At 66.2% G+C, this 24,413-nt stretch carries 34 protein-coding genes; 18 read left to right on the plus strand and 16 right to left on the minus strand.

Annotation, left to right across the window (positions count from 1 at the left end; genetic code table 11):
* Positions 1–134: 134 nt before the first annotated feature.
* Entirely contained in the window at positions 135–848 is a 714-nt protein-coding gene (locus AC3WS4_RS10170; RefSeq protein ID WP_492739039.1) for a TonB-dependent receptor, read from the plus strand.
* Positions 849–945: 97 nt separating this feature from the next.
* Here the strand turns inward: AC3WS4_RS10170 and AC3WS4_RS10175 are convergent, their stop codons facing one another.
* Together AC3WS4_RS10175 and AC3WS4_RS10180 are read right to left on the minus strand one after the other, a co-directional pair.
* A complete protein-coding gene (locus AC3WS4_RS10175; protein WP_056348315.1) occupies positions 946–1,125 on the minus strand; it encodes a PspC domain-containing protein in 180 nt (59 codons plus the stop codon).
* A 60-nt stretch (positions 1,126–1,185) separates the two neighbouring features.
* Complete coding sequence (locus AC3WS4_RS10180; RefSeq protein ID WP_262407985.1) at positions 1,186–1,317, minus strand: hypothetical protein; 132 nt, start codon at positions 1,315–1,317, stop codon at positions 1,186–1,188.
* A gap of 345 nt (positions 1,318–1,662) precedes the next feature.
* Between AC3WS4_RS10180 and recF the strand changes: the two genes are divergently transcribed.
* The gene (recF, locus tag AC3WS4_RS10185; protein WP_492739038.1) at positions 1,663–2,772 is read left to right on the plus strand and encodes a DNA replication/repair protein RecF; all 1,110 of its coding nucleotides are present in this window, start codon (positions 1,663–1,665) and stop codon (positions 2,770–2,772) included.
* Positions 2,773–2,826: 54 nt separating this feature from the next.
* Positions 2,827–3,588 (plus strand): hypothetical protein, encoded by a 762-nt coding sequence (locus tag AC3WS4_RS10190; RefSeq protein WP_187138893.1) that lies wholly within the window; start codon positions 2,827–2,829, stop codon positions 3,586–3,588.
* A 6-nt stretch (positions 3,589–3,594) separates the two neighbouring features.
* On the opposite strand, the gene AC3WS4_RS10195 is transcribed toward AC3WS4_RS10190, so the two are convergent.
* From AC3WS4_RS10195 to AC3WS4_RS10205, 3 genes are all read right to left on the minus strand, one after another.
* Positions 3,595–3,801 (minus strand): hypothetical protein, encoded by a 207-nt coding sequence (locus AC3WS4_RS10195; protein WP_082545055.1) that lies wholly within the window; start codon positions 3,799–3,801, stop codon positions 3,595–3,597.
* A gap of 156 nt (positions 3,802–3,957) precedes the next feature.
* Positions 3,958–4,413 (minus strand): helix-turn-helix domain-containing protein, encoded by a 456-nt coding sequence (locus tag AC3WS4_RS10200; protein ID WP_262407986.1) that lies wholly within the window; start codon positions 4,411–4,413, stop codon positions 3,958–3,960.
* A 204-nt stretch (positions 4,414–4,617) separates the two neighbouring features.
* Positions 4,618–4,962 (minus strand): arsenate reductase family protein, encoded by a 345-nt coding sequence (locus AC3WS4_RS10205; RefSeq protein ID WP_187138892.1) that lies wholly within the window; start codon positions 4,960–4,962, stop codon positions 4,618–4,620.
* 177 nt (positions 4,963–5,139) lie between these two features.
* Between AC3WS4_RS10205 and AC3WS4_RS10210 the strand changes: the two genes are divergently transcribed.
* The gene (locus AC3WS4_RS10210; RefSeq protein WP_492739037.1) at positions 5,140–5,874 is read left to right on the plus strand and encodes a murein L,D-transpeptidase catalytic domain family protein; all 735 of its coding nucleotides are present in this window, start codon (positions 5,140–5,142) and stop codon (positions 5,872–5,874) included.
* Between the two features lie 162 nt (positions 5,875–6,036).
* Here AC3WS4_RS10210 and AC3WS4_RS10215 read toward each other — a convergent pair whose 3' ends face one another.
* From AC3WS4_RS10215 to AC3WS4_RS10230, 4 genes are all read right to left on the minus strand, one after another.
* Complete coding sequence (locus AC3WS4_RS10215) at positions 6,037–7,362, minus strand: L,D-transpeptidase family protein (protein ID WP_492739036.1); 1,326 nt, start codon at positions 7,360–7,362, stop codon at positions 6,037–6,039.
* Positions 7,363–7,459: 97 nt separating this feature from the next.
* Entirely contained in the window at positions 7,460–8,821 is a 1,362-nt protein-coding gene (gene accC, locus AC3WS4_RS10220; RefSeq protein ID WP_187138890.1) for an acetyl-CoA carboxylase biotin carboxylase subunit, read from the minus strand.
* Between the two features lie 8 nt (positions 8,822–8,829).
* A complete protein-coding gene (gene accB / locus AC3WS4_RS10225; protein ID WP_492739035.1) occupies positions 8,830–9,309 on the minus strand; it encodes an acetyl-CoA carboxylase biotin carboxyl carrier protein in 480 nt (159 codons plus the stop codon).
* Between the two features lie 76 nt (positions 9,310–9,385).
* Positions 9,386–9,826: a type II 3-dehydroquinate dehydratase gene (locus AC3WS4_RS10230; RefSeq protein ID WP_187138889.1), complete on the minus strand. Its 441-nt coding sequence runs from the start codon at positions 9,824–9,826 to the stop codon at positions 9,386–9,388.
* An 81-nt stretch (positions 9,827–9,907) separates the two neighbouring features.
* Here AC3WS4_RS10230 and thiS point away from each other — a divergent pair, with 81 nt between their 5' ends.
* The 3 genes from thiS to AC3WS4_RS10245 are packed head-to-tail and all read left to right on the plus strand — an operon-like array spanning position 9,908 to position 11,520.
* Positions 9,908–10,108 carry a sulfur carrier protein ThiS gene (gene thiS, locus AC3WS4_RS10235; protein WP_056348288.1) on the plus strand — a complete coding sequence of 67 codons (201 nt, stop codon included), beginning with the start codon at positions 9,908–9,910 and terminating at the stop codon, positions 10,106–10,108.
* Complete coding sequence (locus AC3WS4_RS10240) at positions 10,101–10,883, plus strand: thiazole synthase (RefSeq protein ID WP_492739034.1); 783 nt, start codon at positions 10,101–10,103, stop codon at positions 10,881–10,883. Before thiS ends, AC3WS4_RS10240 begins: the two co-directional genes overlap by 8 nt.
* Before the next feature lie 40 nt (positions 10,884–10,923).
* A complete protein-coding gene (locus tag AC3WS4_RS10245) occupies positions 10,924–11,520 on the plus strand; it encodes a nucleotidyltransferase family protein (protein WP_492739033.1) in 597 nt (198 codons plus the stop codon).
* Here the strand turns inward: AC3WS4_RS10245 and AC3WS4_RS10250 are convergent.
* Positions 11,504–12,892, minus strand: a complete 1,389-nt coding sequence (locus AC3WS4_RS10250; protein ID WP_492739179.1) for a DUF1254 domain-containing protein — start codon at positions 12,890–12,892, stop codon at positions 11,504–11,506. The two genes, AC3WS4_RS10245 and AC3WS4_RS10250, sit on opposite strands and share 17 nt — an antisense overlap.
* Positions 12,893–13,017: 125 nt before the next feature.
* Here AC3WS4_RS10250 and AC3WS4_RS10255 point away from each other — a divergent pair, with 125 nt between their 5' ends.
* Together AC3WS4_RS10255 and AC3WS4_RS10260 are read left to right on the plus strand one after the other, a co-directional pair.
* Entirely contained in the window at positions 13,018–13,734 is a 717-nt protein-coding gene (locus tag AC3WS4_RS10255) for a Crp/Fnr family transcriptional regulator (RefSeq protein ID WP_492739032.1), read from the plus strand.
* 136 nt (positions 13,735–13,870) lie between these two features.
* A complete protein-coding gene (locus AC3WS4_RS10260; protein WP_056348273.1) occupies positions 13,871–14,053 on the plus strand; it encodes a CsbD family protein in 183 nt (60 codons plus the stop codon).
* A gap of 80 nt (positions 14,054–14,133) precedes the next feature.
* Here AC3WS4_RS10260 and AC3WS4_RS10265 read toward each other — a convergent pair whose 3' ends face one another.
* From AC3WS4_RS10265 to AC3WS4_RS10280, 4 genes are all read right to left on the minus strand, one after another.
* A complete protein-coding gene (locus tag AC3WS4_RS10265) occupies positions 14,134–14,877 on the minus strand; it encodes a hypothetical protein (RefSeq protein ID WP_187138883.1) in 744 nt (247 codons plus the stop codon).
* An 86-nt stretch (positions 14,878–14,963) separates the two neighbouring features.
* Complete coding sequence (locus AC3WS4_RS10270; protein ID WP_492739031.1) at positions 14,964–15,404, minus strand: DUF1330 domain-containing protein; 441 nt, start codon at positions 15,402–15,404, stop codon at positions 14,964–14,966.
* Positions 15,401–15,952: a GNAT family N-acetyltransferase gene (locus tag AC3WS4_RS10275; protein WP_492739030.1), complete on the minus strand. Its 552-nt coding sequence runs from the start codon at positions 15,950–15,952 to the stop codon at positions 15,401–15,403. The genes AC3WS4_RS10270 and AC3WS4_RS10275 overlap by 4 nt, the downstream gene beginning before the upstream one ends.
* Positions 15,953–16,361: 409 nt before the next feature.
* A complete protein-coding gene (locus AC3WS4_RS10280; RefSeq protein ID WP_056348255.1) occupies positions 16,362–16,766 on the minus strand; it encodes a glycine zipper 2TM domain-containing protein in 405 nt (134 codons plus the stop codon).
* 179 nt (positions 16,767–16,945) lie between these two features.
* Between AC3WS4_RS10280 and AC3WS4_RS10285 the strand changes: the two genes are divergently transcribed.
* Together AC3WS4_RS10285 and rarD are read left to right on the plus strand one after the other, a co-directional pair.
* Positions 16,946–17,167 (plus strand): hypothetical protein, encoded by a 222-nt coding sequence (locus tag AC3WS4_RS10285; protein WP_492742764.1) that lies wholly within the window; start codon positions 16,946–16,948, stop codon positions 17,165–17,167.
* A gap of 25 nt (positions 17,168–17,192) precedes the next feature.
* The gene (gene rarD, locus AC3WS4_RS10290) at positions 17,193–18,110 is read left to right on the plus strand and encodes an EamA family transporter RarD (RefSeq protein WP_187138879.1); all 918 of its coding nucleotides are present in this window, start codon (positions 17,193–17,195) and stop codon (positions 18,108–18,110) included.
* A 147-nt stretch (positions 18,111–18,257) separates the two neighbouring features.
* Here rarD and pyrC read toward each other — a convergent pair whose 3' ends face one another.
* A complete protein-coding gene (pyrC, locus tag AC3WS4_RS10295; protein ID WP_492739028.1) occupies positions 18,258–19,280 on the minus strand; it encodes a dihydroorotase in 1,023 nt (340 codons plus the stop codon).
* Between the two features lie 62 nt (positions 19,281–19,342).
* Between pyrC and ygfZ the strand changes: the two genes are divergently transcribed.
* From ygfZ to AC3WS4_RS10325, 6 genes are all read left to right on the plus strand, one after another.
* Positions 19,343–20,068: a CAF17-like 4Fe-4S cluster assembly/insertion protein YgfZ gene (ygfZ, locus tag AC3WS4_RS10300; RefSeq protein WP_492739027.1), complete on the plus strand. Its 726-nt coding sequence runs from the start codon at positions 19,343–19,345 to the stop codon at positions 20,066–20,068.
* A 32-nt stretch (positions 20,069–20,100) separates the two neighbouring features.
* Complete coding sequence (locus tag AC3WS4_RS10305; protein ID WP_492739026.1) at positions 20,101–21,144, plus strand: hypothetical protein; 1,044 nt, start codon at positions 20,101–20,103, stop codon at positions 21,142–21,144.
* A gap of 46 nt (positions 21,145–21,190) precedes the next feature.
* Complete coding sequence (locus tag AC3WS4_RS10310; RefSeq protein WP_492739025.1) at positions 21,191–21,751, plus strand: retropepsin-like aspartic protease family protein; 561 nt, start codon at positions 21,191–21,193, stop codon at positions 21,749–21,751.
* Positions 21,752–21,869: 118 nt separating this feature from the next.
* Entirely contained in the window at positions 21,870–22,190 is a 321-nt protein-coding gene (locus AC3WS4_RS10315; RefSeq protein ID WP_187138874.1) for a DMT family transporter, read from the plus strand.
* Positions 22,191–22,299: 109 nt separating this feature from the next.
* A complete protein-coding gene (gene ndhC / locus AC3WS4_RS10320) occupies positions 22,300–22,713 on the plus strand; it encodes an NADH-quinone oxidoreductase subunit A (protein WP_492739024.1) in 414 nt (137 codons plus the stop codon).
* 47 nt (positions 22,714–22,760) lie between these two features.
* Complete coding sequence (locus tag AC3WS4_RS10325) at positions 22,761–23,429, plus strand: MBL fold metallo-hydrolase (protein WP_316248980.1); 669 nt, start codon at positions 22,761–22,763, stop codon at positions 23,427–23,429.
* 31 nt (positions 23,430–23,460) lie between these two features.
* On the opposite strand, the gene AC3WS4_RS10330 is transcribed toward AC3WS4_RS10325, so the two are convergent.
* On the minus strand, positions 23,461–23,901 hold the full coding sequence (locus AC3WS4_RS10330) for an MAPEG family protein (protein WP_056348230.1): 441 nt from the start codon (positions 23,899–23,901) through the stop codon (positions 23,461–23,463).
* Between the two features lie 312 nt (positions 23,902–24,213).
* Between AC3WS4_RS10330 and rpmF the strand changes: the two genes are divergently transcribed.
* A complete protein-coding gene (gene rpmF, locus AC3WS4_RS10335; protein ID WP_056348227.1) occupies positions 24,214–24,393 on the plus strand; it encodes a 50S ribosomal protein L32 in 180 nt (59 codons plus the stop codon).
* Positions 24,394–24,413: the final 20 nt, after the last annotated feature.

Below are 24,413 nucleotides of genomic sequence, written 5' to 3' on the forward strand. Positions count from 1 at the left end.
CCTCGGCCACACGGCTTGCGACAAGAAACAAGGACTCGCCGGGAAACCGGCGGGTCCTTTTTCGTTCATGGCCGGGCAGGCCATTGCCTGATACGCCGTCCACGGAACGCACATCTGCGGCGAAGGAGGGTATCATGAGCATCGGCAGGATCGGACTGGCGGCGGTTCTCGCGCTGGCGGCGGGCGGCGGTGGCGTCGCCGCGCAGGACAACAGCAATATCCAGGGCGAGGTGGTGGTCACCGCGCAGCGCGCCTCGGCGGGCTATCTTGCCGATGTGCAGCCGGTGGTGGGCCTGCGCCGCACCGCCGACAGCGCGATCCAGCGGGTGCAATTCACCTCGGACTCGCGCGAGGAGGATGTCCGCAAGCGTGAGATCCACGCGATGCTGGAGGCCGCGATCCGCCGCGCCGAGAGTGCCGGCGTCGAACTGGTTACCGGCGATTTCGAACTGACCAAGGTCACGCTGACAAACTACAAAGGCCTGGTCTTCCAGCGCGGCGGACGGCCCGACACCAGCGAGATCGGGCTGTTCGTCAAGGCGGGACTCGCGGGTTCGGTCGGCAGCGCGCAGGAGCGGATCGACACTTTTGTCAAAGGCGTGCCCGCGAACGGTCGTGCGCTGATCGAGAAGCGTGGCGGCATCACGCTGACGATCAAGAATCCCGACCAGTATCGGACCGAGATCGTCAGGCTGGTCGCCGCCGAGGGGCTGAAGACCGCGGCGGTCTTCGGTCCCGACTATGGCGTCGAGGTCACCGGGCTCAACGAGCAGCTTGCCTGGGCGCAGGCCAGCCCGACCGAGGTGTTCCTGTACCTGCCGTATAATTTCTCGATCCGACCCAAATGAAAAGGCCCGCCGGGGGATAGACCGGCGAGCCTTTGATCTGTGGGAATGTGCGGGCCGGTGCGACTGCGCCTGAAAGGCGGCCGGCCCGGTGCTGGCTCTACGGCGCGAGGATCGCGACGGTGACATACAGCAGCAGCGGCAGGCCGAAGCCCAGCAAAGTCAGCGCGACAAAGGCGACGCGCGTCCACAAGACGTCGAAGCCGAAGCGGTCGGCCATGCCGGCGCAGACGCCGAAGACCATCCCATCGCGACGATTCTTGCGAAAACCCTGTGTCATTTCTTTCCTTTCCATCCCGGCCATCGGGCCGGCGTTTTTCGGTGGCGGCGGGTCAGTTGGTCAAGCGACCAACTGACCGACATGTGCACCCGTCTGACCGACGGCGACCATGAAGAGCATCGCGGAGCAATAGACCGAAGCGAAAGCGGCGACGGCGTAGCTGCGAAGCGAGTCTGCGTTGAAATGGGCCATGATTTTGTCCTTCCTTTTTTCATCCCGCCGGACCTTCCGGCAGATGCCAAGGGTAATGCAGGAGCCGTGCCAATTTCATTCATTGGCGGTTAACTGCGGTTTTTCGGATTTTGATCGATTGTTTCAACGGGAAAAATGCTGTCTAACGGGATTAATTCCCAATGAACGGAAAATTCTAACATGGATTAGTGGGGCCATCCCCCTCCCGCTTGCGGGAGGGGTTAGGGGAGGGCGTGTTTCTTACGCAGTGTTCAAAGGACAGGCCCTCCCCCGACCCCTCCCGCAAGCGGGAGGGGGAAACAGGGCGTTCCTTCGCCGCGCCAAATCCCCTAGGACGACGGCTCAATGACGCTCGCCCGCCTCTCGCTCACCGATTTTCGCAATCATGCCGCGGCGGAAATGGCGGCCGGGCCGGGCCTCGTCGCGCTCCACGGCGACAATGGTGCGGGCAAGACCAATATCCTGGAGGCCATCTCGTTGCTCGCGCCGGGACGCGGGCTGCGGCGCGCGGCGCTGTCCGACATGGTGCGCGACGGCGCCAGCGGGGGCTTCGCGGTCTTCGCCGAGGTGCAGGCGGGCGACGATCTGGCGCCGGTCGCGCTGGGTACCGGGATCGAGCCCGCGCACCCCGGTCGGCGGATCGTGCGGGTCAACGGCGCGGCTGCGGCGGCGACGGCGCTCGGCGACTGGCTCGCGGTGCTGTGGCTGACCCCGGCGATGGACCGGCTGTTCGTCGAGACCGCGGGCAACCGGCGGCGCTTCCTCGACCGGCTGGTCCTCGCGCTCGACCCACGCCACGCGCAGCACGGCAATCGCTATGAGGCGGCGCTGCGCGCGCGCGGCAAATTGCTCGCCGACTTCGCGGGCGCCGACCTGCAATGGCTGACCAGCCTCGAGGCGCAACTCGCCGACCATGGCGCGGCGATGGACGCGGCGCGGCAGAGGACACTCGCGGGGTTGTCGGTCGAACTGGCGCAGCAACCCGACGCGCCCTTCGCGCGCCCGCTGCTGACGCTGGTCGACAGCGAGGGGGCACAGCGCGGGGCGCCATGGACGGCGGACGCGCTGAGGGCGTTGTTCGCCGGGCGGCGGCGTATCGACGCGGCAGCGGGCCGCGCGACCGCCGGGCCGCATCGCGACGACCTGATGGCGGTCCACGCCGCGACGGGGCGCAGCGCGGCGCGCTGCTCGACCGGCGAGCAAAAGGCGATGCTACTCTCGCTCGTCCTCGCGCACAGCGATTGCGTCGCGCGCGCGCGCGGCCAGCGCCCGGTGTTGCTGCTCGACGAAGTCGCCGCGCACCTCGACCCGATGCGCCGTGCGGCGCTCTACGAGCGGCTGGCGGGGCAGGGTGGACAGGCCTGGCTGACCGGCACCGAGGCGGCGCTGTTCGCGGATATGCCGGGACCGGTGACGCGCTTCCGCATCGCGGGCGGACGGATTGGGGCGGGATAAGTAACGCGATATCAAGGCTTGCCGTATAGCTGTGCCGTCAGAGGGGGCATGGCCATGGACAGTCGCGACAATCTGACGGGCGGGGGTTTCGGACGGCGGCGCAGCGCGTTGATGGGCGCGTCTGCCGGGGAGCCGGTGACCGAGCGGGCACCACCCTATGCCTTCGAGGCCGACGAACCGGCCAACCGCATTTCGGCGTTGCGCCTTGCTGCCATCATAATGGGCGGACTGCTGGCGCTGCTGTGCATCGAGGCGCTGTTTTCGGGGACTTCGTTGATCACGCCGATCAACGGGACCTTCCTCAACGCGATGCGGCTGATCGGTTTTGTCCTCGGCATACCCTTTGCGCTGTTCGTCATCACGCGGCCGCACGAGCCGATGGGGATCGCCAAGAAGATATTGATCGTGCTGTTCCTCCCGTTCCTCACGGGCTTCACCGGCGGGGAAGCGGCCTGGCGGATCAGCGACTGGACCGAGTTCGGCTTTTCCTCCGCCGCCTGGGAGCCCGCCAGCTATCCGATCAAATATGCGAGCCATGGCCGCAAGGGACGGCGCGATTCGTTCGAGATCGACCCGTATCAGGCCGGCGAAAGCACCGATATCGCGGTGCCGTCGGCGCAGTTCGACGCGATCTGGCCGAACCACAGCGATTATTGCATCACGGTGATGCAGCGCAAGTCGGCTTCGGGCGCGATCGAGATCGTCAACGACGGCGTGTTCACGCTGCGCGAACCCGCGCCCGCGGTGCTGACGCCATGTGGCGGGGGCGGTGGGGCTGCGTCCGGCGACACGTCGTCGCCGTGGGACAAGAAATAGGCGCTATCAGCCCTTCGGCTTGACCGTCACCCAGACGCTGACCGGGGCGACGAATTTGCCCGGCGCGGGCTTGCCGACGTCGATGCGCTCGGCGGTGACCAGTTCGCCGGTTTCGAGCGTGAAGCTGGCCCATGGTTTCGGCATGCGGCCAAAGCTCATCTTCTGGATCGGCTGGCCGGTGGCGGTGTTCATGATTGTTGCGGTGATACCCATGGCGCGCGGGTAGCGGCAGGGTCGCGATTCTGTCCAGCGGGAAGCGTCCTTTGGTCGGCTTTCGACCAATTTCAGCAGCTCAGCCGACCATTTTCCGTCCCCCGGTCCTGACCCTCCGCCATCGAACGCTAATCGCGACGGGTCTGATGGGGCAAATTATGACGGATCGGTCGGTGGAAAGCGCAATGTGGCAGCGATCTGTTCTTCGGCCGTGGTTGCCTCCGCGATGAGCAGGCGTAGTGCCTTTGCGGTGTCCTCCAGAAGTCCGGCACCAAGAGGCCGCTCGCCGTTGATAAAACGGCGGATGGCCCGCTCGTCGATGCCAAGACGCCGCGAGAAAGCCGTGGTGCCACCAAATAGTTGGACGCAATAAGCGAAGTGCTCGCGTCGCTCGTCCATTGAAAATGGCGCGGCCATTGTTTTCCCTTTTCCTTCGCTGTCGGCAGTCGCTTCCGGGGCCGACGCATGAACGATAATGGGGTTCAGTGTCAAAGTCATTGACCCATCGTGGTCGCAAGGGTTGTCCGCCGCGAGCGATTTTCTTGCCTCGCTTTCCGGCCCGACATCTGCCGCCGCATCGTTTCGTCCAAAACCGGTTGGTTCGGATTCCACCGCTTGTCCGTCGTTCGACGCCGATTGGATCGGAACGGCATAAATCGAGCGGTTGCTGTCGCTCCATTCCCGTCACCCCGGGCTTGACCCGGGGCCTGCCTTGTCTTTGAACCGGCAGCGAAAGAAGAAATGCGGGTCCCGGGTCAAGCCCGGGATGACGGTGACATAGGCGTCCGCTTCCCACTCCCAAGCGGTCGAAACCGATCAGAGAATCTCGTGCACCTTGTCCATCGGTCGGCACAGCCGAACCCCCTTATCGGTCTCGACGAAGGGCCGTTCGACATAGGCCGGGTTCGCCGCCATCGCGGCGATGATCGCGTCTTCGCTCCAGTCGGCGACCCCGCGCTCCTGCGCGTCGGTGCCGCGCAGGCGCAGCGCGTCGCGGGCGCTGATGTTGGCGGCTTCGAACAGCTGGCGCAGCTTGTCGGCCTCATAGGGCGTCTTGAGATATTCGACGACGGTGAGGTCGACGCCGGGCGTCTCTTGCAGGATCGCGAGCGTCTTGCGCGAGGTGCCGCAGGCGGGGTTGTGCCAGATGGTTGCTTTCATGGCCTAGGCTCTATCGCGGCGGGGGTTGCCGTGTAAACCCGCCGTTCATGGCGATTATGCCACAACTGGCGGCATGAAGAACGCATTGCCGCTTGCCATCGCAGGCGAAGCTGCGGCTAATACCCGGACGAGGGATCGCCAGAGGCGGCAGACGGGGTTGGGTTGCACGTGACAAAAATGATCGATCGCCGATCGATGCTGGCCGCGGTGGCGGGCGCAGGCGCTTTCGCCGCGACGACGCTGCGCGCGCAGGCGATGCCGAGCTGGATTCAGCAACCGGTGGCGGCGCAGTCACCGGTCGACTATCTCGCTGTGGCGAAACGCCAACTGGAGATGCAGGGCCGCAATATCCCGCAGACCGACCGTGTCGGAATCGTCGATTTCGGCCTGCCGTCGTCGCGCGCGCGCTTCGCGCTGGTCGATATGGTCGCGGGCAAGGTCGACATGTTTCCGGTCACCCATGGCCGCGGCTCCGACCCGCAACACGACGGCTGGCTCAAGAGCTTTTCGAACCGCGTCGGGTCGCTGGCGACCTCGCGCGGGGCATACCGGACCAGCGATTATTATTGGGGCAGCAACGGGTCGTCGATGCGCCTCGCGGGACTCGAGCCCGACAACAACAATGCCGATCAGCGCGCGATCGTCGTCCATGGCGCCTGGTATGCCGAACCGTCGCTGATCGCGACGCAGGGCAAGCTGGGACGGAGCGAGGGCTGTTTCGTGTTCGGCGAGGAATTGTTGCCGATGATCCTGTACAAGCTGGGGCCGGGGCGGTTGCTGTTCGCCGACAAGCTGAGCCTGCCGCCGCCGGCGCCGGTGCCGTTCGAACTGCCCGGACCGCCGGCGCCTGGCACCGAAAATATGGTGCGCGCGAGCGCCCAGCAGGGCGTTTTTCCCACCAAGGCGGATTGACGCCGATAATCCTCCCTGTGGCGAAGCCATGGGGAGGGGGACCGTTCGCGAAGCGAATGGTGGAGGGGCCGCGGCGCCGCACCGACGCCTGACGGCGTCGGCTCCTCCGTCAGCGCTTCGCGCTGCCACCTCCCCACGCCGTCGGCGCAGGGAGGATCGAAATCAATTCCCCCCGCTGACCTTCGCCGGTGCAGACGCCACCGTCGGGACCACCGTCGGCGCGATCATGATCGCGGCGGGGCGGCCAGGCTGGGCGAAGCTCGCCACCACCGGCGCGTCGCGGCCATAGATGTCGGCGAGTTTCTTCACGCCGCCCTTGTCGCCCGGAATCACCGTCCAATAGGCGACATAGACCGGGAAGGGCTGGTCGAAGCCGAAGCGCGTCGTTTCGCCGCTGGCGATGGCGGCGCCGAATTCCTCGGGGCTCTTGCCCGCGAACATCACCGTCATCAGCCCCGAGAAATGCAGCGCACGCTCGGTGCGGATGCAGCCATGGCTGAAGGCGCGGGTCGCCGAGGCGAAGGCGCCCTTCGACGGCGTGTCGTGCAGATAGATGGCGTGCGGGTTGAGCATTTCGAGCTTCATCACGCCGAGCGCATTGCCCGGCCCGGCCTTTTGCACCACCGACAGCGTCTTGCCGCTGCCCGTCCAGGTATAGCCCTGCGCGCGCGCCGAGGCGGGATTGTTGGCGATCGTCGCGCCGATGCCTTCGTTGATGATGCTGCGCGGCAGCGTCCAGGTCGGGTTGACGATGATCCCGGTCGCCATCGGGTTGAGCTGCGGCGTCGCGGTGCTGGCCTTGCCGACGACGGCCTTGTGCGTCGCGATGATCGTGCCGTCATGGATGACGCGGGTCAGATATTCGGGGACGTTGCTGACGATGTAGCGCTGGCCGAGGTCGCGCGGCATCCAGCGCCAGCGCTCCATATTGACGCGGATCGCATTGGCGTCGGCGGGCTTGGCCGTCGCGAGCGACGCCTTGAGCGCCGCGAAATCGGGATGGACGGGGTCGAGACCGGCAAGCGTCTCGGCGATCGACCCGGCGAGCAACGCCGAGGTCAGCATCGACACCAGCGGCATATGGTCGGCGTCGTCGTCGACCATGAACCACTGCTTGCGCGCGGCATTGGGGGTGCGCCCGTCGCGCAGGTGGGTGGCGAGCAGCAGGAAGCTGTCGGTCGCGGTGCGGTCGAGCCGCGCCTGATCGTCGCTGACGATCGCGGCGGCAAGGCCTTCGGGGTTGTAATCCTTGGCGAACAGCCCCTCGGCCCCGATGCCCTCGATGCTGCGCAGCAGGGCTTCGGCATTGGCCTTCGACCAACTCGGCAGATTGGCTTCGGCGGCGCTTTCGACCTTCGGCGCGTCGTCGGTGACCTTGTCCAGCTGGACGACGACCGAATCTTCCTTGACCCCCTGCGCGGAGGCCGGGGTGGCAAGGAGTGTCAGCGAGACAAGAAGCGGGGCGGCGAGGGGGGAGATTTTGACCATGGTCAAGGCCCATAGCCAAAAAGCGCCCCCAGTGAAAGTGAGCTGGGCCACAGCTCGGCGCGATTAGCCCCTCGCCGAAGGCAAGGGTGTCGGGCGGTCAGGCCGACGCCTCTTCGTCCTGCTTCGCCAGCCATTCCTCGAGCCACTTGATCGTATAGTCGCCGTGGATCACGTCGGGGGCCGAAAGCAGTGCCTGGTGCAGCGGGATGTTGGTCTTGACCCCGCTGACAACCATTTCCTCGAGCGCGCGGCGCATGCGCATCATGCAGCTTTCGCGGGTGCGGCCATAAACGATCAGCTTGCCGATCATGCTGTCGTAATAGGGCGGGATCGAATAGCCGGCGTAAAGCCCGCTATCGACGCGGACATGCATGCCGCCGGCGGGGTGGTACTGGGTGACCTTGCCCGGCGAGGGCATGAAGGTGCGCGGATCCTCGGCGTTTATGCGGCATTCCATGGCATGGCCGCGGAACTCGAGGTCCTCCTGCCGCACCGATAGGCCGCGGCCGTCGGCGATGCGGATCTGTTCGCGGACGAGGTCGAAGCCGGTGATCATCTCGGTCACCGGATGCTCGACCTGGATGCGGGTGTTCATCTCGATGAAGAAGAACTCGCCATTTTCCCAGAGGAATTCGATCGTGCCGGCGCCGCGATAATGCATCTTGGCCATCGCGTCGGCGCACACCTTGCCCATGCGCGCGCGTTCCTCGGCCGAGATGACGGGCGAGGGGGCTTCTTCGAGCACCTTCTGGTGGCGGCGCTGCAGCGAGCAGTCGCGTTCGCCGAGGTGGATGGCATTCCCGTTGCCGTCGCCGAACACCTGGAATTCGATGTGGCGCGGGTTGCCGAGATATTTTTCCATATAGACGGTCGGGTCGCCGAACGCCGCCGCGGCTTCGGACGAGGCCTGTCCCATCAGGCTTTCGAGGCTGTCCTCGTCGGGCACGACTTTCATGCCGCGCCCGCCGCCGCCCGAGGCGGCCTTGATGAGGACGGGATAACCGATCGCAGCCGCCAGCTTCCGCGTTTCCTCGCCGGGGGTTACCGCGCCGGGCGAGCCGGGGACGACGGGCAGGCCGAGCGCGACCGCGGTGCGCTTGGCTTCGACCTTGTCGCCCATCGTGCGGATATGTTCGGGCTTCGGTCCGACGAAGACCATGTTATGCGCCTCGATGATCTCGGCGAAACGCGCATTTTCCGACAGGAAGCCGTAACCCGGATGGATCGCGTCGGCGCCCGTAACCTCGGCGGCCGAGATGATCGCGGGGATGTTGAGATAGCTGTCCTTCGCGGCCGGCGGGCCGATGCACACAGCCTGGTCGGCAAGGCGGACGTGCATCGCGTCGGCGTCGGCGGTCGAATGGACCGCGACGGTCTTGATGCCCATCTCGTGGCACGCGCGGTGGATGCGCAGCGCGATTTCGCCGCGGTTGGCGATCAGCAGCTTTTCGATCGTCATGCGATTGCTCAGCCGATGGTGAACAGCGGCTGGTCGAACTCGACCGGCTGGCTGTTCTCGACATGCACGGCCTTCAGCGTGCCCGACGCGGGCGCGACGATCGGGTTCATGACCTTCATCGCCTCGATGATCAAAATGGTATCGCCGGCCTTTACTGCCGAGCCGATGGCCGCGAAGTTCGGCGCGCTCGGTTCGGGGGCGAGATAGACGGTGCCGACCATCGGCGACTTCACTGCGTCGGCGAAGCTGTCGACGGCGGGTGCGGCCGGCGCGGCGACGGCCGCGGGGGCCGAAGCGGCGGCGGGCGTGGCGACCGGGGCGGGCGCATAGGCGACCGGCGCGGCGGCGGTCAGCGTGCGCGCGACGCGGATCTTGCGTTCGCCGTCCTCGACCTCAATTTCGGACAGGCCGGTATCGTCGAGCAGTTCCGCGAGCGCGCGGACGAAGGCCGGATCGATGTTGATGCCATTGTCTTTATGGTCACCCATGATGATTTTCCTGCTTGTTGCGGCGCCTTTCATGACGTGAAGACGCGCGGACCCCTGTTTTCGATGCCGCCTCTTGTCAGAGAGACGCGGCGGCGTCCAGCGCCAGCGTATAGCTGGCCGCGCCGTGCCCGGCAAAATGCAGCGCCGCCGCCATGCCTACATAGCTGATATGGCGAAAGGATTCGCGTTTCATCGGGTCCGACAAATGAACCTCGATCACCGGCACCTTGATCGACTTGATCGCGTCGTGGATCGCGATCGAGGTGTGGGTATAGCCGCCCGCGTTGAGCAGCACCGCCTTTGCGCCCGCGACATAGGCCTCATGCAGCCAGTCGATCAGCGTGCCCTCGTGGTTCGTCTGCCGGCATTCGAGGCGGATGCCGAGGCCGTCGGCCTGCGCCTCCAGCCGCGCATGGATGTCGTTCAGCGTGTCATGGCCATAGATTTCGGGCTCGCGCGTGCCGAGCAGGTTGAGATTGGGGCCGCTGAGGACATAGACGGTGGGCTTGTCGGTCAATGCACGGTCTTTCGGTTGCGGCGAAATGCGCTCCCCCTATATGGGCTGCTCGGCAAAAGGCAAAGCGAGGCGGAAACTCCCTTGATTTCGATCATTCTCAACGGCGATCCGCGGCAGGTGCGCGAGGGCAGCATCGCCGATCTCGTCGCGTCGCTGGGGCTCGACGTGAAGAAGGTCGCGGTCGAGCGCAACCGCGAGATCGTCCCGCGCTCGACGCTTGCCGACGTCGCGCTCGCCGAGGGCGACGCGCTGGAAATCGTTCATTTCGTGGGAGGTGGTTGAGTTGTCAGCAGATCAATGGAGTGTCGCCGGACGGACTTTCACCTCGCGCCTGATTGTCGGGACCGGCAAATATAAGGATTTCGAGCAGAATGCGGCGGCGGTCGCGGCGTCGGGGGCGGAGATCGTCACCGTCGCGGTGCGCCGCGTCAATGTATCGGACCCGAGCGCGCCGATGCTGACCGACTATATCGATCCCAAGAAGATCACCTACCTGCCCAACACCGCGGGCTGTTTCAACGCCGACGACGCGATCCGTACCCTGCGTTTGGCGCGCGAGGCGGGCGGCTGGGACCTGGTGAAGCTCGAGGTGCTGGGTGAGGCGAAGACGCTCTATCCCAATATGCGCGAGACGCTCGAGGCGACCGAGGTGCTGGCCAAGGAAGGCTTTTTGCCGATGGTCTATTGCGTCGACGATCCGATCGCCGCGAAGCAGCTCGAGGATGCCGGCGCGGTCGCGATCATGCCGCTCGGCGCGCCGATCGGGTCGGGGCTGGGCATCCAGAACCGCGTCACGATCCGCCTGATCGTCGAGGGGGCGTCGGTGCCGGTGCTCGTCGACGCCGGGGTCGGCACCGCGAGCGATGCCGCCGTGGCGATGGAACTCGGCTGCGACGGCGTGCTGATGAACACCGCGATCGCCGAGGCGAAGGACCCGATTCGTATGGCGCGCGCGATGAAGCTCGCGGTCGAGGCGGGGCGCGACGCCTATCTGGCTGGGCGCATGGGGCTGCGCAAATATGCCGACCCGTCGAGCCCGCTGGCGGGGCTGATCTGACGGGGCTGTCGTCGGCCGGGCGCGCCGCTATGGTTGCGGCATGTCCGATCCCCTTCCACTGATCCGGCGCCTGTGGGGTCTCGCCGAACGGCATCCGACGATCGGCAGCCTGCTGGATCGCTGGCACGCGATCGATCTGCCCGACGCCCGATTGTCGGGAAGCCTGGTCGCACAAGCGCACTGGAACGAAGTGTTCGGGTTCGGCCCCCATCACGGGATCGACGATCTCGACATCGTCTATTTCGATGCTGGCGACCTGTCGCACGAAAGCGAGCTGGCCGCCGAACGCCGGATCGCCGCGCAGTTCGCCGATCTGCCGGTTCGCGTCGACGTGAAGAACCAGGCCCGGGTCCACCTCTGGTATCAGGCCAAGTTCGGCTATGCGATCGAGCCCTATCGCTCGATCGCGGGGGCCATCGCCACTTTTCCGACCACGTCTTCGGCGGTCGGACTGCGCGGCGGCGATGGCCGCGACATCATCGCGCCCTTCGGCCTTGCCGACCTGCTCCATCCGCGCGTTCGCGCCAATGCCGTGCAGATCACCGAGGCCTATTTCGAGCAGAAGGCGGCGCGGTGGCGCCGCTTCTGGCCCGACCTCGAAATCCTCCCCTGGGCCGAAGCTAGGGTACCCGCCTGACCGGCGGCGGCGCCCAGCTTCCGTCGGTCGCGCGGCGTTGCGGCAGGTAGAGGCGCAGGTTCATCGTGAAGGCGCCGGCGGGGGCGGGCAGCCAGTTGGTTTCCTTGCCGGCGCCGGGCGAGGCGTTCTGGATGTAGAGGTCGAGTGAACCGTCGGCGTTGAAGGCCAGCTTGTCGCGGTCGCCGATCGCGAAACGATCGATCGGGTTGGCGACGAAGAACTGGTCCTCGCCATACATGGTCAGCGACCAGAAGGCGTCGGCGGGCGGGATCTGGTCCTTTTCGAAATGCAGCACATAGTTGGACGCGCCGGAGAGCGGCTTGCCGTCGTCGCCGAGCACCGCCATCGGATAGACGGCTTCTTCGGGCGGCAGTGCGCCGAGTCCCGCGAAGCCGACGAAGGCACGCGCGAGATAATCATTGCCATAGACGCCGACGGTGCTGCCGATCGCGCCCCAGCTGCCGCGGATCGGCAGCGCCTTGCGGCGGGTGACGATGCGCTGCCAGGCATCGGCGGCGGCGCGCGTCAGCCCACGCTGGACGGCGGGATCGGCTTTCGACAAGTCGAAACCCTGGCCGGGGACGATGCCGAGGCGCTCCATGCGGAGCACCACCGAATAGTCGCTGGCGTGCGGCGCGTTGCGCTTCATCAGTTCGGCGAAGGTGGCGAAGAAGGCCTGCGGCGCCAGCGCCGCGACCTGCTGCACCGGCGGCGTCTTCATGTCGATCGAGGCGTCGGGGGCGGGCGCGGCGGCGACGGTTTCGGGCTTGCCCCAGCGCGACAGCGGGGTCGCCTTGAGTCCGGCCTGCAGGCCATGGACATGGTCGTAATCGGCCGCGCCATTGGTCTGGATGCGGCCGATGATCCAGCCCATCTCGGTCGGACTGCGGACCAGGCGCATGCCCTTTGGCAGCCCCCCCTGCCAATGCGGGCCAACGATCGCCGCGGTGCCGCCGTCATTGCCCGTCGTGCGCGTGCCGAGCGTCGCGAAGACGTCGGTCCACATGTCCATCAGCGGGATGACATGATAGCGGCCCTGTGTGTTGGGCAGCGTCAGGACGAGCGGCTCTTTCCCGACGTCGAACCACATCGACGAATAGAGCGTGTCGGCGTTCGGCCGCACGACATCCTTGAAGCTCGCGTCGGGATAGGTCTTCATATTGGCGAAGCTGTTGACCGGCGAGCGCATGCGGCCGGGTGCGCCGGCATTGGTCGACATGCGCCGCGTCGTCTCCATCAGCACGAGCGGATAGGCATAGGTATAGGCCTCGATGCCGATCGCATAGGCCTCGTCCTCGGTGACCGGTTGCGCGGCCGCGGGGCCGGACAGGAAGGCAGCGAGCATCGCCAACAGGGCAAGCAGTTTCTTCATCACAGGCATCTCCCGAACCGATATTTCCCGCGCCCTTAGCGCCGCGCCCGCGTCGCGTCTGTCAACGCGCCGACAATCTCTTGGGAATTTGAGTGCGCGCGCCTAAGCTTTGCGGGGAGGGGCCGATGGCAGCAAAGCCGTATTCATGGTCGCAAGCCGAGCGCATCGCGGTGCTGCGGCGTTGTCCGCTGTTCGCGCCCTGGCCCGAAGCGCGGCTCGCCGAGCTCGCGGCGATCGCGCGCGCCGAATATTATCCGCGCGGCACCGAAATCTATGCGCAGGACCCCGAAAAGCGCGAAGCCTTCGTCATCGCGTCGGGCGAGGTTGAGATCAGCCGCGGTTCGGCGGCGGGCAAGAAATTCGTCCTCGGCATCAACGGTCCGCCGGAGATTTTGGCGATCGTCCGGCTGCTCGCGGCGCCGCCGATCCATTATGATTATCGCGCCTATGCGGACAGCGTGCTGCTGCACCTGCCCGTCGACGCGCTGGCGGCGATCCTCGACGCCGAACCGATTTTGTGGCGCGACGTCGCGCTGCTGATGTGCGCGCGGCATGGCGACAGCCTGCGCCTGCTCGACGCGCAGAACCTCGGCTCGCTCGACCAGCGGATGGCGGCGACGCTCGCCGACCTCGCGCGCATTCATGGGCTGGCGGGCGCTAACGGGATCGAACTCGGCCTGCGGCTGCCGCAGGAACAACTCGGCGCGATGCTCGGAGTGACGCGGCAGAGCGTCAACAAGCTGCTGCGCGGGTTCGAGGCGGCAGGGCTGATCGTCGTCGATTACAACCGCATCACGATTTGCGACGCCGCCGCGCTCGATGTGATCGCCGCGCGTTCCTGAAGGCGGCCGTCTTAATCCATGTTAAAAATGACTTTGCGATGAACGGTTTAACCCGTTTTACGGAACGTCGGCGGGGGCTGAGGGTTGATGCTGCAAGAGGCCGATCGCCTCCCACCCCAGCCAAAGGAGACTCCCCATGGGCGAACTGACAGACAAAGCAAAAGGCATCGCCAACGAGGCCGCCGGCAACGTCAAACAGGCCGTCGGCAAGGCGACCGACAACGAGCGACTGCGCGCCGAAGGCGTAGCGCAGGAGCGCAAGGGCGAGGCCCAGAACCTCAAGGGTTCGGTCAAGGGCGCGCTCGGCGACAAGGTCTGACGCAAAACCTGGTTGCGTCACGCAAGGAAAAGGCCCCGGAGCGATCCGGGGCCTTTTTCATTGTCCGCGCCGGATTTGGCTCAGCGGCCGCCCGACGCCACCAGGTCGACGTCGGTCATGCCGCCGTCGGTGCGTGCCATCACGACATAGGCGAGCTCGCCCTTGGTGCCGCCGAGCATATGTTCGCTGCCGTTGACGCGGTGGTCGCTGGTGTAGCCGGCGTTGACCGCCATCGTGTGATAATAGTCGAGCACCGCCTGCAGCGACGCCGCGGTCTGGAAATTGACGACGCGGATGTTGCACTTGCCGCCGGCGATGCCCGCGGCCTCGCGCAGCGTCGCGCGCGGATAGACCTTGAACGCCGCCGGCAGGCGGTCGGCCCACTGGTTGTTATAGGTCAGCTTGGCGTCGCAGCTGCCCTTGGCCTGGTCGCGCGCCATCGCGCCGATGGTGACCGGGCGCTTCGTGTCGCAACCGTCGCAGGCTTCCATCGGCAGCGCTTTGGGCGCGGCGAGCAGCTTGCCCGCCTTCAGCGCCGCGGCGGCTTCGGCAACCGTCGCGGCTTTGGCGCCGGCAACCGCGGGCACGCCGCCGTCGACCGGCTTGTTGCCCGGCGTCACCGCATTCTGGTTCGCCTGACCCGTCAGCTTGGGGTCGACCATGATCTTGTCTTCGAGCGAGCCCTTGATCGCCGGATCGGCGTTGGTCAGCCCGTCGTCGAGCGGCGACAGTTCGGCCTTGGCATCGGGATTGTCCCGGCACCCGGCGAGCGGGGCCGCTGCCATCAGCAGGCCGGCGACCAGCCATTTTCCGCGCAAGATCATCGCTAACACTCCCTTAATATCCGTCAGGGAATGCCCGATGTTGGTTAAGAAGGCGCGAATAAAGAGTGTTAACGGGTAACGCTTTGTTAGCCGAAAACTGTCTCGCCCTGAGACGGATTCGCGGTGCAGCGGATCAGACGCGAGGTTTCGACCGCCGCCTGTCGGTGTTTCACCGCCTCGCGATAAACCGGGTCGGTGACCATTTCGAGGAAGGCGCCGCTGTTCGGATATTCGGCGACGAAGATCGCATCCCAGCGCTCGCCGTCGGGGCCGATCAGCATCGTCTCCATCGCGGCGCGCCAGACGATGCGGCCCCCGACGCGCTGGAACACCGGCCCGCTGTCGGCGCCATAGTTGCGATAGGCCTCGGCGCCGGTGAGTTGCCGCCCCGCCAGCGGATGGCCCTCGACATAGGTCGCGACATCCTTGAAGCGGACGAGGTTGAGCATGTGGATGAGGGTATCGCGTGGCAGGGCCTTGAACGCCTCGAACTGTGCGCGTTCGGGGTCGATATGGCGGTCGCTCATGCGCCCAGCGCCTTGCGGTTCGCGCGCCAGTTGTCCGCGCTCTGTTTCCACGCGTCGACCGGTGCGTCCTGGAAGGGTGCGGGCAGGCGGGTCGGACCGCTGTTGACCGCGCCGAGCCGTTTGGCGAGCGCCTGCGACCGGATGTTGGCGGGGTCGATGCAATGCATCAACTCGTCCCACTTCAGAAACTCGACCGCGAAATCGCACGCTGCGACGGCGGCCTCGAAGGCAAAGCCGGTGCCGGCGAATTTGGCGCGGACGCCATAGGCGATCTCGGGCGCCGGCCACTCGGCGGGCTCCCACGGCCCGATCCGCCCGACCCATTCGCCGCTCGCGCGCTCGATCACCGAGAACATCGAAAAGCCGCGGATGTGCCAGGCGCCCGCGAGGGTGCACCACAGCCGCCAGGCCTGCGCCGGCGGACAGGCGCCGCCGATGAACTGCATCGTCTCGGCATCGGCGCACATTTCGGCGAAGGCGTCGAAATCCTCGGCGGCGGGCGGGCGTAGGATCAGCCGCTCGGTGACGAGCAATGGGCCGTTGAGCATGATGGTCCTCCCCTTGAAATCAGGTGATGCTTCTGCGGCATGGCGGCGGGGAGGGCAAGGGAAAGGGAGGGGAGGCGGCGAAGGCATATGTGGGTGCCGACTTTGGGGTGAGCAGCGGGCATAGCCGATCCTCCCTGTCGCGGAGCGATGGGGAGGTGGCAGCGCGAAGCGCTGACGGAGGGGCCGACGCCGTCAGGCGTCGTGCGACCTTTCAGCCCCTCCACCACTCGCTTCGCGAGCGGTCCCCCTCCCCATGGCCTGCGGCCACATGGAGGATATAACGTCCACAACGGATCGAAACCTTCCATCCCCAAAAGTCGAGGGCGCCGGTCTTTCGACCGACGCCCTCTCCATCACGTATGCAGGCGGAGGGGTCTCGGACCCGCACCCGTAACGGTTAGTCTATCGCTTAGCGGCAGCGATATTTGTCGCGGTCGATCTCGCGGCCGAGCAGCGCACCACCCGCGGCGCCGAGCACGGTGCCGAGCAGCTTGTCGCCGTTGCCGGCGATTTCATGGCCGGCGAGACCGCCGACGGCGCCGCCGATCAGCAGGCCGGTCGTGCCATTGTCCTTCTTGCAGCGATAACGACCGTCGTTGTCGCGCCAGATACGGGTGTTCGAATTGACGCGCTGGTCGCGCGCATAATAGCGGCCCCGCTTCTTCTTCTTGTAGAAGCCGGTGTCCTGATCGGCCTTGTACAGGCCGTGGCCCTGCGCCGGTGCGGCGGTCGAGATGCCCGCATAGGCGGGCGCGGCGGCGGCAACGCTGGCCGCGGCGAAGGCGCCGAGCAGGCCCTTGGTGAAATTGCGCATGGTAAGTCCTTTCCTGGTTTGGCGTCCCGGTCCCGCGAGGAGCCGGTCGCTACGAAAAGGAGAACGGCCCGAAGCCGATCTGCGTTGCATTAACTCAAAGCAACAAGACGAACCGAGTGCTGGGAGCGACGAACCGAAAGGGCCTTGCGGGGCGCCGTGCAGCATGCGACATGGGTTTCATGCTCAATATCGGTTCGCTCATCATCGGCGTCATCGCGCTCATTCTCGCGGTTTTCGCCTTCATTCCGTTCCTCGGCTGGGCGAATTGGGTGATCATTCCCTTCGCCGTCGTCGGCCTCGCGCTCGGCGCGATGTCGGACCGGACGAGCGGGCGGAACCTGAACATCGTCGTCATCGTCGTCGGCGCGCTGCGCCTGATGCTCGGCGGCGGCATCATCTGATCGACCCGCCGGAACGCGTGAGACCATGAACCAGCCAGCGGCCCCCGCGGGGAGCGAGCAGGGCGGCTTGCCCTATGCGCTCGGCGCCTATGCGATCTGGGGCTTCGTCCCGCTGTTCTTCAAGCTGCTGACCAGCGTGCCGCCGGTCGAGGTGCTGGCGCAGCGGATCGTCTGGTCGCTGCCCTTGTGCTTTGTCATCATGGCGTTCCGCCGCCAGATCGGCGACTATCTGGCGGGGCTGAAGGACTGGCGCACGCTGCGCATGCTGCTCGCCAGTTCGCTGCTGATCGCGGTGAACTGGCTCGTCTATATCTTCGCGGTGTTCACCGATCATGTGCTGGCGGCGAGCCTCGGCTATTATCTCAACCCGCTGGTCAACGTCGTACTGGGGATGGTCTTCCTTGGCGAACGATTGAGCCGGTTGCAGGCGCTCGCGGTGACGATCGCGGGGATCGGCGTCGCGATCCTGCTCGCGGGCGCGCTCGACACCCTGTGGATCAGCCTGACGCTGGCGCTGAGCTTTGGCACCTACGGCCTTATCCGCAAGACTGCACCGGTCGGATCGCTGCCGGGGCTCGCGATCGAGACGACCTTGCTGCTGCCGATCTCGCTGGCCGCCGCGGCCTATTATGTCTGGATCGGCGACGGGCGCGGCTTTGGTGCGGACTTCCACATCAGCTGGTTGCTCGCGGCGGGCGGCGTGGTGACCGCGGTGCCGCTGCTGCTCTTTGCGACCGCGGCGCGGAAGATGAGCTATGCGGCGCTCGGCTTCGTCCAGTATCTGGCGCCCAGCCTGACGTTCCTGCTCAGTCTGTTTGTCTTCGATGAACCGCTCAAGCCCGCGCAGTTGGCCTGCTTCGTGCTGATCTGGACGAGCATCGCGGTGTTCAGCTTCGACATGTGGCGCAAGATGCGCGCCGAGCGGATGGTGCCCGCCGCCTAGAAGGAAAAGTCCTCCCTGTGGCGCAGCCATGGGGAGGGGGACCGCCCGCGAAGCGGGTGGTGGAGGGGCGGCAACGTCGGCGCCAACGCCCCTCCGTCAGCGCTTCGCGCTGCCACCTCCCCATCGCTTCGCGACAGGGAGGATCAATCAGACCAGCTTCCACCCCAGCGTTTCGCCAGCATGGAACGGCACCACCTCGCCGCAGCGATCGGGCACCACCGTCTCGCCGCGTTCGAGCGTGATCGTGCCGCCGTTGAGCGGCAGGCCATAGAAATTCGGGCCATGTTCGCTGGCGAAACCCTCGAACTTGTCGAGCGCATCTTCCTCGTCGAACACGGTGATATAGGATTCGAGCGCGAAGGGCGCGTTGAAGATGCCCGCGCAGCCGCAGGCCGCTTCCTTCGTGTGCACGGCATGCGGCGCGCTGTCGGTGCCGAGGAAGAATTTGGGCGAGCCCGACACGGCGGCGGCGCGGACCGCGAGGCGGTGCGCCTCGCGCTTGGCAACGGGCAGGCAATAAGCGTGCGGACGGATGCCGCCGACGAGCATCGCGTTGCGGTTGATGTGGAGATGCTGCGGGGTGATCGTCGCCGCGACGTTGTCGGCCGCCGCCTTGACGAAATCGACGGCTTCGGACGTCGTGATATGTTCGAACACGATCTTCAGCGTCGGCAGGTCGCGGACGAGACCTTTGAGCGTGCGCTCGATGAACACCGCCTCGCGGTCGAAGATGTCGACATCATGGTCGGTGACCTCGCCGTGGATCAGCAGCGGCATGCCGATTTCGGCCATGCGTTCGAGCACCGGCATGATCTTCGCAATGTCGGTCACCCCGTGCGCGCTGCCGGTGGTCGCATTGGCGGGATAGAGCTTCGCGGCGGTGAAGACGCCTGTCGCATGGCCGCGCGCCATCTGGTCGGGATCGCTCGCATCGGTCAGATAGGCGACGATCAGCGGGGTGAAATCGAGACCCGCCGGAACCGCGGCGCGGATGCGGTCGCGATAGGCGGCGCCTTCCTCGGCGGTGGTCACCGGCGGTGACAGGTTCGGCATGATGATCGCGCGCGCGAATTGCTCCGCGGTATATTTCGCCACATGATCCAGCATCGCGCCGTCGCGCAGGTGGACGTGCCAGTCGTCGGGGCGGCGGATGGTCAGGCGATCGGTCATGCGAAAGGCTCCGGCGGCATTTGGGCGCTTGGTTTATGCGCGAGTGTCCCTAGATTAAGCCCATGGCCAATACCACCCTTCACGACCGCGCCCTGATCCGTCTTTCGGGGGAGGATGTGCGGGGCTTTTTGCAGGGCCTCGTTACCAACGACACGGCGGGAAACCTGCCGGTGTGGGCGGCGCTGCTCACCGCGCAGGGCAAGGCCTTGTTCGATTTCCTGATCTGGGGCGACGAGCAGGATGTCCTGATCGACTGCGAACGCGACGCGGCGCCCGATCTGGCGAAACGCCTGACGCTTTACCGCCTGCGCCGGGCGATCACCATCACCCCGGAACCGGGGTTGTCCGTGCATTGGGCGCCCATGGGCGATCTCGGCGTCGTCGATCCGCGCCTGTCCGACCTCGGCCAGCGCTGGCTCGCCCCCGCCGATGATGGTGAGGGCGCCGACGCGGCATGGCGCGCGCACCGGCTGGCGCTTGGGGTCACCGAGGGCCGCGCCGAGATCGGCGACGGCACGACGCTCTGGCTCGAATGCAATGCCGCCGAACTGAATGGCGTCAGCTTCACCAAGGGCTGTTATGTCGGGCAGGAAAACACCGCGCGGATGAACTGGCGGCAAAAGGTCAACCGGCGGCTGGTCGTGGTTCCGATCGCTGCCGCCGACGAAAAGCGGCAGGTCATCACCTATCCCGACCTGGGCCTGTCGGTCGAGCATCGGCGGGTCGAGAGCATCGATCCCGCCGGTGCGCCGGGGTGGATGCGCGAGGGCCTGACCGCCGGTTCATGACCGGTGCAGCCAGAGGGGCGCAGGAGAGGGTGATGCGAAATCTTTTGTCGGCAGCGATGATCCTGGGCGCCGCGGCGCTCGCGTCCCCCGCCACCGCGGCGGAGTCCGAATGCACCCCCGCGACCGCGCGGGCCGTGACGCCCGACGATATCATCGCCCAACGCGTCGACGGCCAGTGCGTGACGGTCGGCGGCATCGCATGGCGGCGTAGCCTCTATCCCGACGTCGCGGCCATCTATGCCGAGCGGCGGGGGGTGCCGGTGAAGCGCATCGCGCTCAGCACGCGCCGGCCCGATCCGAAGGCGCCGATCGAAGTCTCTCCCGACATGACGGTTGGCGAATTCGCGCTCCAGTCCGAACAATGGACGGGATTCGAGGCGGTGCCGCGCCGCGTCACCGTCACCGGCAAGGCGGGGCGTTGCCGCGGCGGCGCAATGCGCGGCGGCGAGCCCGACCAACTCATCGGCTATCGTTCGTTTTCGGGCTGCAGTTCGTCGGGCGGCGGGATGTCGCTGGTCGGGGTGGCGACCGAAGTCGCGGCCTTTCCCGTCACCCGCCTGACCCCCGCCGACGCGGCGCCCGACCTGATCGGCCTGTCGCCGCTCGCACCCGAATCGGTGTGGACCCCGCGCTTCGCGGCGGCCGCCGACGCGGTGTTCGCCGCGCTCGCCTCGGGCAAACCCGAGCGCTGGAAACCGCTGTTCGGCGGGCCATGGCTGGCCAGCGCCGACCACCAGCGCATCGCAGCGCTGCTGAACGACAAAAAGGCGCCGTTCCGCGCCGTCCTGCGATCGAACCAGCCGAGCCGCGCGATTTTCGGCTGGCATTTCTATGGCCCGCCCTCGGCGGCCGACCGCCTTGCCAGCGAGGCGCAGGAAAATGCCGAGGCGCTGGTCTGCTGGTCGGATCGCGCCGACGCGGCGCGGTTGTGGCCGATCGCGGCCTTCGATGCCGACAATGCACCGGGGCGGCCTTATGCCTGTGTGCGGATCACCTATTCGATGGGCAATGGGAAACCGAGCTGGCGCGCCTATGTCGAGGAACCGGGGTCGGGACTTCCCGAACCGAAGCGCTGATCGCCGCTTAACCTTTCGCCAACCATCATCTGCGACCATGCGCGCCATGTTGGGGCGTTTTCTTGGATTGGCCGCGGTGATCGCGGCGATTTCGGTCGGCGTGGCGGGCGTCGCCGGCCGGTCGGCGACCTCCGCCGATGCCGCGGCTTCAGCCGATCGCGGCGGCGACGACAATCCCAACTGGACGACGCAAAAGGGCAAGGGCGGCTGGTCTTCGACCTCTTCGGCGGCTTCGGCGCCGGGGGGCGAGGTCAGGCTCGGCCGCGCCGAGGATTCGCATTTCTACGCCGATGCCAATATCGATGGCACCAATATCCGCATGATGGTCGACAGCGGTGCCTCGGTCGTCGCGCTGACGCGCCGCGATGCCGAAGCGATCGGGATCAATGTCGACGACCTGCCGATCGCCGGGACCGCGCGCACCGCGGGTGGCGACGTGCCGATGCGCCGTCTGATCCTCGACAGTGTCGACGTCGATGGCGTCGAGGTGCGCGGCGTCGAGGCCGCGGTGATCGACGCCGACATGGGCGTCTCGCTGCTCGGGCAAAGCTATTTGTCGAAGCTCGACGCGGTCAATGTCGAAGGCGACACGATGACCCTGCGCTGATCGGGCGCCGGTTGATTCCTTCGCATGCAGTGACTAAAGGGCAGCGCGAGGCCACGTCCTCGACCGCCACTGGCGGGTATAGTCCGGGACGGCCCGGCAGTTCCTTTGGGAGACTGTCATGGCCTGGATCTACCTCATCATCGCTGGCGCGCTCGAAATCGTCTGGGCGTTTTCAATGAAGCAGTCGGCAGGCTTTACGAAGCTCGTCCCGTCGATCGTCACGATCGTGACGATGATCGCGAGCTTCGCGCTGCTTTCGCTGTCGATGAAATCGCTCCCGCTCGGCACAGCCTATACGATCTGGACCGGCATCGGCGCGGTCGGGGCCTTTGCGGTCGGCATACTCGTCCTCGGCGAGCAGGCGAGTGCGATGCGCATGGTCGCCGCGGTGCTGATCGTCAGCGGCCTTGTCCTGATGAAGATTTCGTCGCCGGCCTGATGGCGCGCGCGCCGGGCGCGATCCCGGCCCCGTCGAGCGAGGCCACGTCCTCCGCTGCCTTCCGCAGTGTCAGGTCCGGGACGGCCCGGCGCGAACATGCAGGAACATCATGCCCTCACGTCCCGCCGCTGGCGCGCCGCTTTCGGTCGGCCTCGATCTTGCCGAATATCTGCCCATCCTGATCTTTCTGGGTGTGGCGCTCACCCTCTCGCTGCTCTTCGTCTTCCTGCCGATGGCGGTGTCGCGCCTGACCGGAACGGATGAACCCGATGCCGCGAAGCTCAGCGAATATGAGTGCGGTTTTCCCGCGTTCGAGTCGCCTCGGAAACCGTTCGACGTGCGCTTCTATCTCGTCGCCATCCTCTTCATCATTTTCGATCTGGAAGCGGCCTTTCTGTGGCCGTGGGCGGCCGTCGTGCTCGATCTCGGCTGGGAGGCGTGGATCGCGATGATGGTCTTCCTGTCGATCCTGACGATCGGCTTCGTCTATGAATGGAAAAAGGGCGCGCTCGACTGGGACTGAGGGCCGCGGACTTGCCAAATCGGCGCACTTTGCCCACATCGCACAGCATGAACGCTCCCAATCCGCCGCTGCGCGCCGCCATCGTCCCCGTCACCGCCTTTCAGCAGAATTGCACCCTGCTGTGGTGTACCGAGACCAACAAGGGCGCCTTTGTCGATCCCGGCGGCGATCTCGACAAGTTGCGCGAGGCGGTGCGCCAGACCGGGGTCGAGGTCGAGAAGATCCTCGTCACCCACGGCCATATGGACCATTGCGGGCAGGCGGGCGTGCTGGCGAAAGAACTCGGCGTGCCGATCGAGGGGCCGCATGAGGACGACCGTTTCTGGATCGAGGGACTCGCCACCGCCGGCGAGCGTTTCGGTATGGAGGGCGAAGTGTTCGAACCCGACCGCTGGCTGGTCGATGGCGACACCGTTAGCGTCGGCAATCTGACGATCGACGTCATCCATTGCCCGGGGCACACGCCCGGGCATGTCGTGTTTTACCACGGCCCCTCGAAGCTCGCGATCGTCGGCGACGTGTTGTTCCAGGGTTCGATCGGTCGCACCGATTTCCCGCGCGGCAATCACCAGCAGCTGCTCGATTCGATCACGCAGAAACTGTGGCCGCTCGGCGGCGACACGACCTTCCTGCCCGGGCACGGCGCGCACAGCAGTTTCGCCGCCGAGCGGCGGACGAATCCCTATGTCAGCGACATGGCGATGGGCACCGCCTGACCGCTCCCGCCCGCGGGCGGGAGGGCAGGGGTCATTCCGCCGGTACGGTGGTCGTGTCGCCCAGCACCACCGCCTTGGTTTCGACCGGAGTCGCATAGACGGTGAAGACGGCGAAACCCGCGAGCCCGACCTGGGTCAGCATCGTGATGATCGTGCCCGCCATGCGGCCCCACATCATGCCGTCCATGCCGATCGCGTGCAGGATGCGCCCGATCAGATAGAGCGAGCCGACGGCCCACAGCCAGGTCGAGGGGCCGGTGGCCAACTCGATCAGCGCGAGCAGGACCAGCACGAAGGCGGTGTTTTCGACAAAATTGCTGTGCGCGCGCATCCGACGGATGACGCGTTCGTTGCCGCCGTCACCGATCGACACCTTTTCCTGCCCGCGCACGCGCCCGACGCGCATCATGAGCCAGATATTAAGAATCGCCGCCCCCGCGGCGATCGTCAGGCTGATCGGCAAGATTATCATATCGCTTCCCCCTATATCGTTGGCCGGGTGCTTGCCCGGCGGTGCGCGAGATGTGGCATTCCCGCCGCCTTGGGGCAAGCGCCGTCGACGTGGGCGCTCGGGGCTTGCCTTTGCGGGCAAAAACGCTATAGCCCCGCCCGATCCGGCACCCGACACCTTCTGGCGTTGAGGCACCCTTCGGCGGAAGATTTTCTTGTCATTTCAGGCAGGATAGCGCTTCGGCACGGCGGGCGGGCCAGTCATTCCCGGCGACGGGGGCGACAAATCCGGGTACGCCGATTCGTATAAACGTTTAAATATGCAGGATATATCATGGCCGTTCCCAAGCGAAAAACCTCGCCCTCGAAGCGCGGTATGCGTCGCAGCCACGACAGCCTGAAGGTCGAAGCCTATCAGGAATGCCCGAATTGCGGTGAGCTCAAGCGCCCGCACAACCTCTGCAATGCCTGTGGCCATTATAATGGCCGCGAAGTGGTGTCGGTCGGCGCCTAAGCATTAGCCGGAGAGCGCTA

It is taken from the genome of Sphingopyxis sp. EU05-FHT14B03 (genome assembly GCF_058790875.1).

Excerpts from the sequence above, each read along its gene's own strand:
- AC3WS4_RS10170 (WP_492739039.1), top strand. The coding sequence starts at position 135 with ATGAGCATCGGCAGGATCGGACTGGCGGCGGTTCTCGCGCTGGCGGCG.
- AC3WS4_RS10175 (WP_056348315.1), bottom strand. The coding sequence starts at position 1,125 with ATGACACAGGGTTTTCGCAAGAATCGTCGCGATGGGATGGTCTTCGGC.
- AC3WS4_RS10180 (WP_262407985.1), bottom strand. The coding sequence starts at position 1,317 with ATGGCCCATTTCAACGCAGACTCGCTTCGCAGCTACGCCGTCGCCGCT.
- recF (WP_492739038.1), top strand. The coding sequence starts at position 1,663 with ATGACGCTCGCCCGCCTCTCGCTCACCGATTTTCGCAATCATGCCGCG.
- AC3WS4_RS10190 (WP_187138893.1), top strand. The coding sequence starts at position 2,827 with ATGGACAGTCGCGACAATCTGACGGGCGGGGGTTTCGGACGGCGGCGC.
- AC3WS4_RS10195 (WP_082545055.1), bottom strand. The coding sequence starts at position 3,801 with ATGGGTATCACCGCAACAATCATGAACACCGCCACCGGCCAGCCGATC.
- AC3WS4_RS10205 (WP_187138892.1), bottom strand. The coding sequence starts at position 4,962 with ATGAAAGCAACCATCTGGCACAACCCCGCCTGCGGCACCTCGCGCAAG.
- AC3WS4_RS10210 (WP_492739037.1), top strand. The coding sequence starts at position 5,140 with ATGATCGATCGCCGATCGATGCTGGCCGCGGTGGCGGGCGCAGGCGCT.
- AC3WS4_RS10215 (WP_492739036.1), bottom strand. The coding sequence starts at position 7,362 with ATGGTCAAAATCTCCCCCCTCGCCGCCCCGCTTCTTGTCTCGCTGACA.
- accC (WP_187138890.1), bottom strand. The coding sequence starts at position 8,821 with ATGACGATCGAAAAGCTGCTGATCGCCAACCGCGGCGAAATCGCGCTG.
- accB (WP_492739035.1), bottom strand. The coding sequence starts at position 9,309 with ATGGGTGACCATAAAGACAATGGCATCAACATCGATCCGGCCTTCGTC.
- AC3WS4_RS10245 (WP_492739033.1), top strand. The coding sequence starts at position 10,924 with ATGTCCGATCCCCTTCCACTGATCCGGCGCCTGTGGGGTCTCGCCGAA.
- AC3WS4_RS10250 (WP_492739179.1), bottom strand. The coding sequence starts at position 12,892 with ATGAAGAAACTGCTTGCCCTGTTGGCGATGCTCGCTGCCTTCCTGTCC.
- AC3WS4_RS10255 (WP_492739032.1), top strand. The coding sequence starts at position 13,018 with ATGGCAGCAAAGCCGTATTCATGGTCGCAAGCCGAGCGCATCGCGGTG.
- AC3WS4_RS10260 (WP_056348273.1), top strand. The coding sequence starts at position 13,871 with ATGGGCGAACTGACAGACAAAGCAAAAGGCATCGCCAACGAGGCCGCC.
- AC3WS4_RS10265 (WP_187138883.1), bottom strand. The coding sequence starts at position 14,877 with ATGATCTTGCGCGGAAAATGGCTGGTCGCCGGCCTGCTGATGGCAGCG.
- AC3WS4_RS10270 (WP_492739031.1), bottom strand. The coding sequence starts at position 15,404 with ATGAGCGACCGCCATATCGACCCCGAACGCGCACAGTTCGAGGCGTTC.
- AC3WS4_RS10275 (WP_492739030.1), bottom strand. The coding sequence starts at position 15,952 with ATGCTCAACGGCCCATTGCTCGTCACCGAGCGGCTGATCCTACGCCCG.
- AC3WS4_RS10280 (WP_056348255.1), bottom strand. The coding sequence starts at position 16,766 with ATGCGCAATTTCACCAAGGGCCTGCTCGGCGCCTTCGCCGCGGCCAGC.
- AC3WS4_RS10285 (WP_492742764.1), top strand. The coding sequence starts at position 16,946 with ATGCTCAATATCGGTTCGCTCATCATCGGCGTCATCGCGCTCATTCTC.
- rarD (WP_187138879.1), top strand. The coding sequence starts at position 17,193 with ATGAACCAGCCAGCGGCCCCCGCGGGGAGCGAGCAGGGCGGCTTGCCC.
- pyrC (WP_492739028.1), bottom strand. The coding sequence starts at position 19,280 with ATGACCGATCGCCTGACCATCCGCCGCCCCGACGACTGGCACGTCCAC.
- ygfZ (WP_492739027.1), top strand. The coding sequence starts at position 19,343 with ATGGCCAATACCACCCTTCACGACCGCGCCCTGATCCGTCTTTCGGGG.
- AC3WS4_RS10305 (WP_492739026.1), top strand. The coding sequence starts at position 20,101 with ATGCGAAATCTTTTGTCGGCAGCGATGATCCTGGGCGCCGCGGCGCTC.
- AC3WS4_RS10310 (WP_492739025.1), top strand. The coding sequence starts at position 21,191 with ATGTTGGGGCGTTTTCTTGGATTGGCCGCGGTGATCGCGGCGATTTCG.
- AC3WS4_RS10315 (WP_187138874.1), top strand. The coding sequence starts at position 21,870 with ATGGCCTGGATCTACCTCATCATCGCTGGCGCGCTCGAAATCGTCTGG.
- ndhC (WP_492739024.1), top strand. The coding sequence starts at position 22,300 with ATGCCCTCACGTCCCGCCGCTGGCGCGCCGCTTTCGGTCGGCCTCGAT.
- AC3WS4_RS10325 (WP_316248980.1), top strand. The coding sequence starts at position 22,761 with ATGAACGCTCCCAATCCGCCGCTGCGCGCCGCCATCGTCCCCGTCACC.
- AC3WS4_RS10330 (WP_056348230.1), bottom strand. The coding sequence starts at position 23,901 with ATGATAATCTTGCCGATCAGCCTGACGATCGCCGCGGGGGCGGCGATT.
- rpmF (WP_056348227.1), top strand. The coding sequence starts at position 24,214 with ATGGCCGTTCCCAAGCGAAAAACCTCGCCCTCGAAGCGCGGTATGCGT.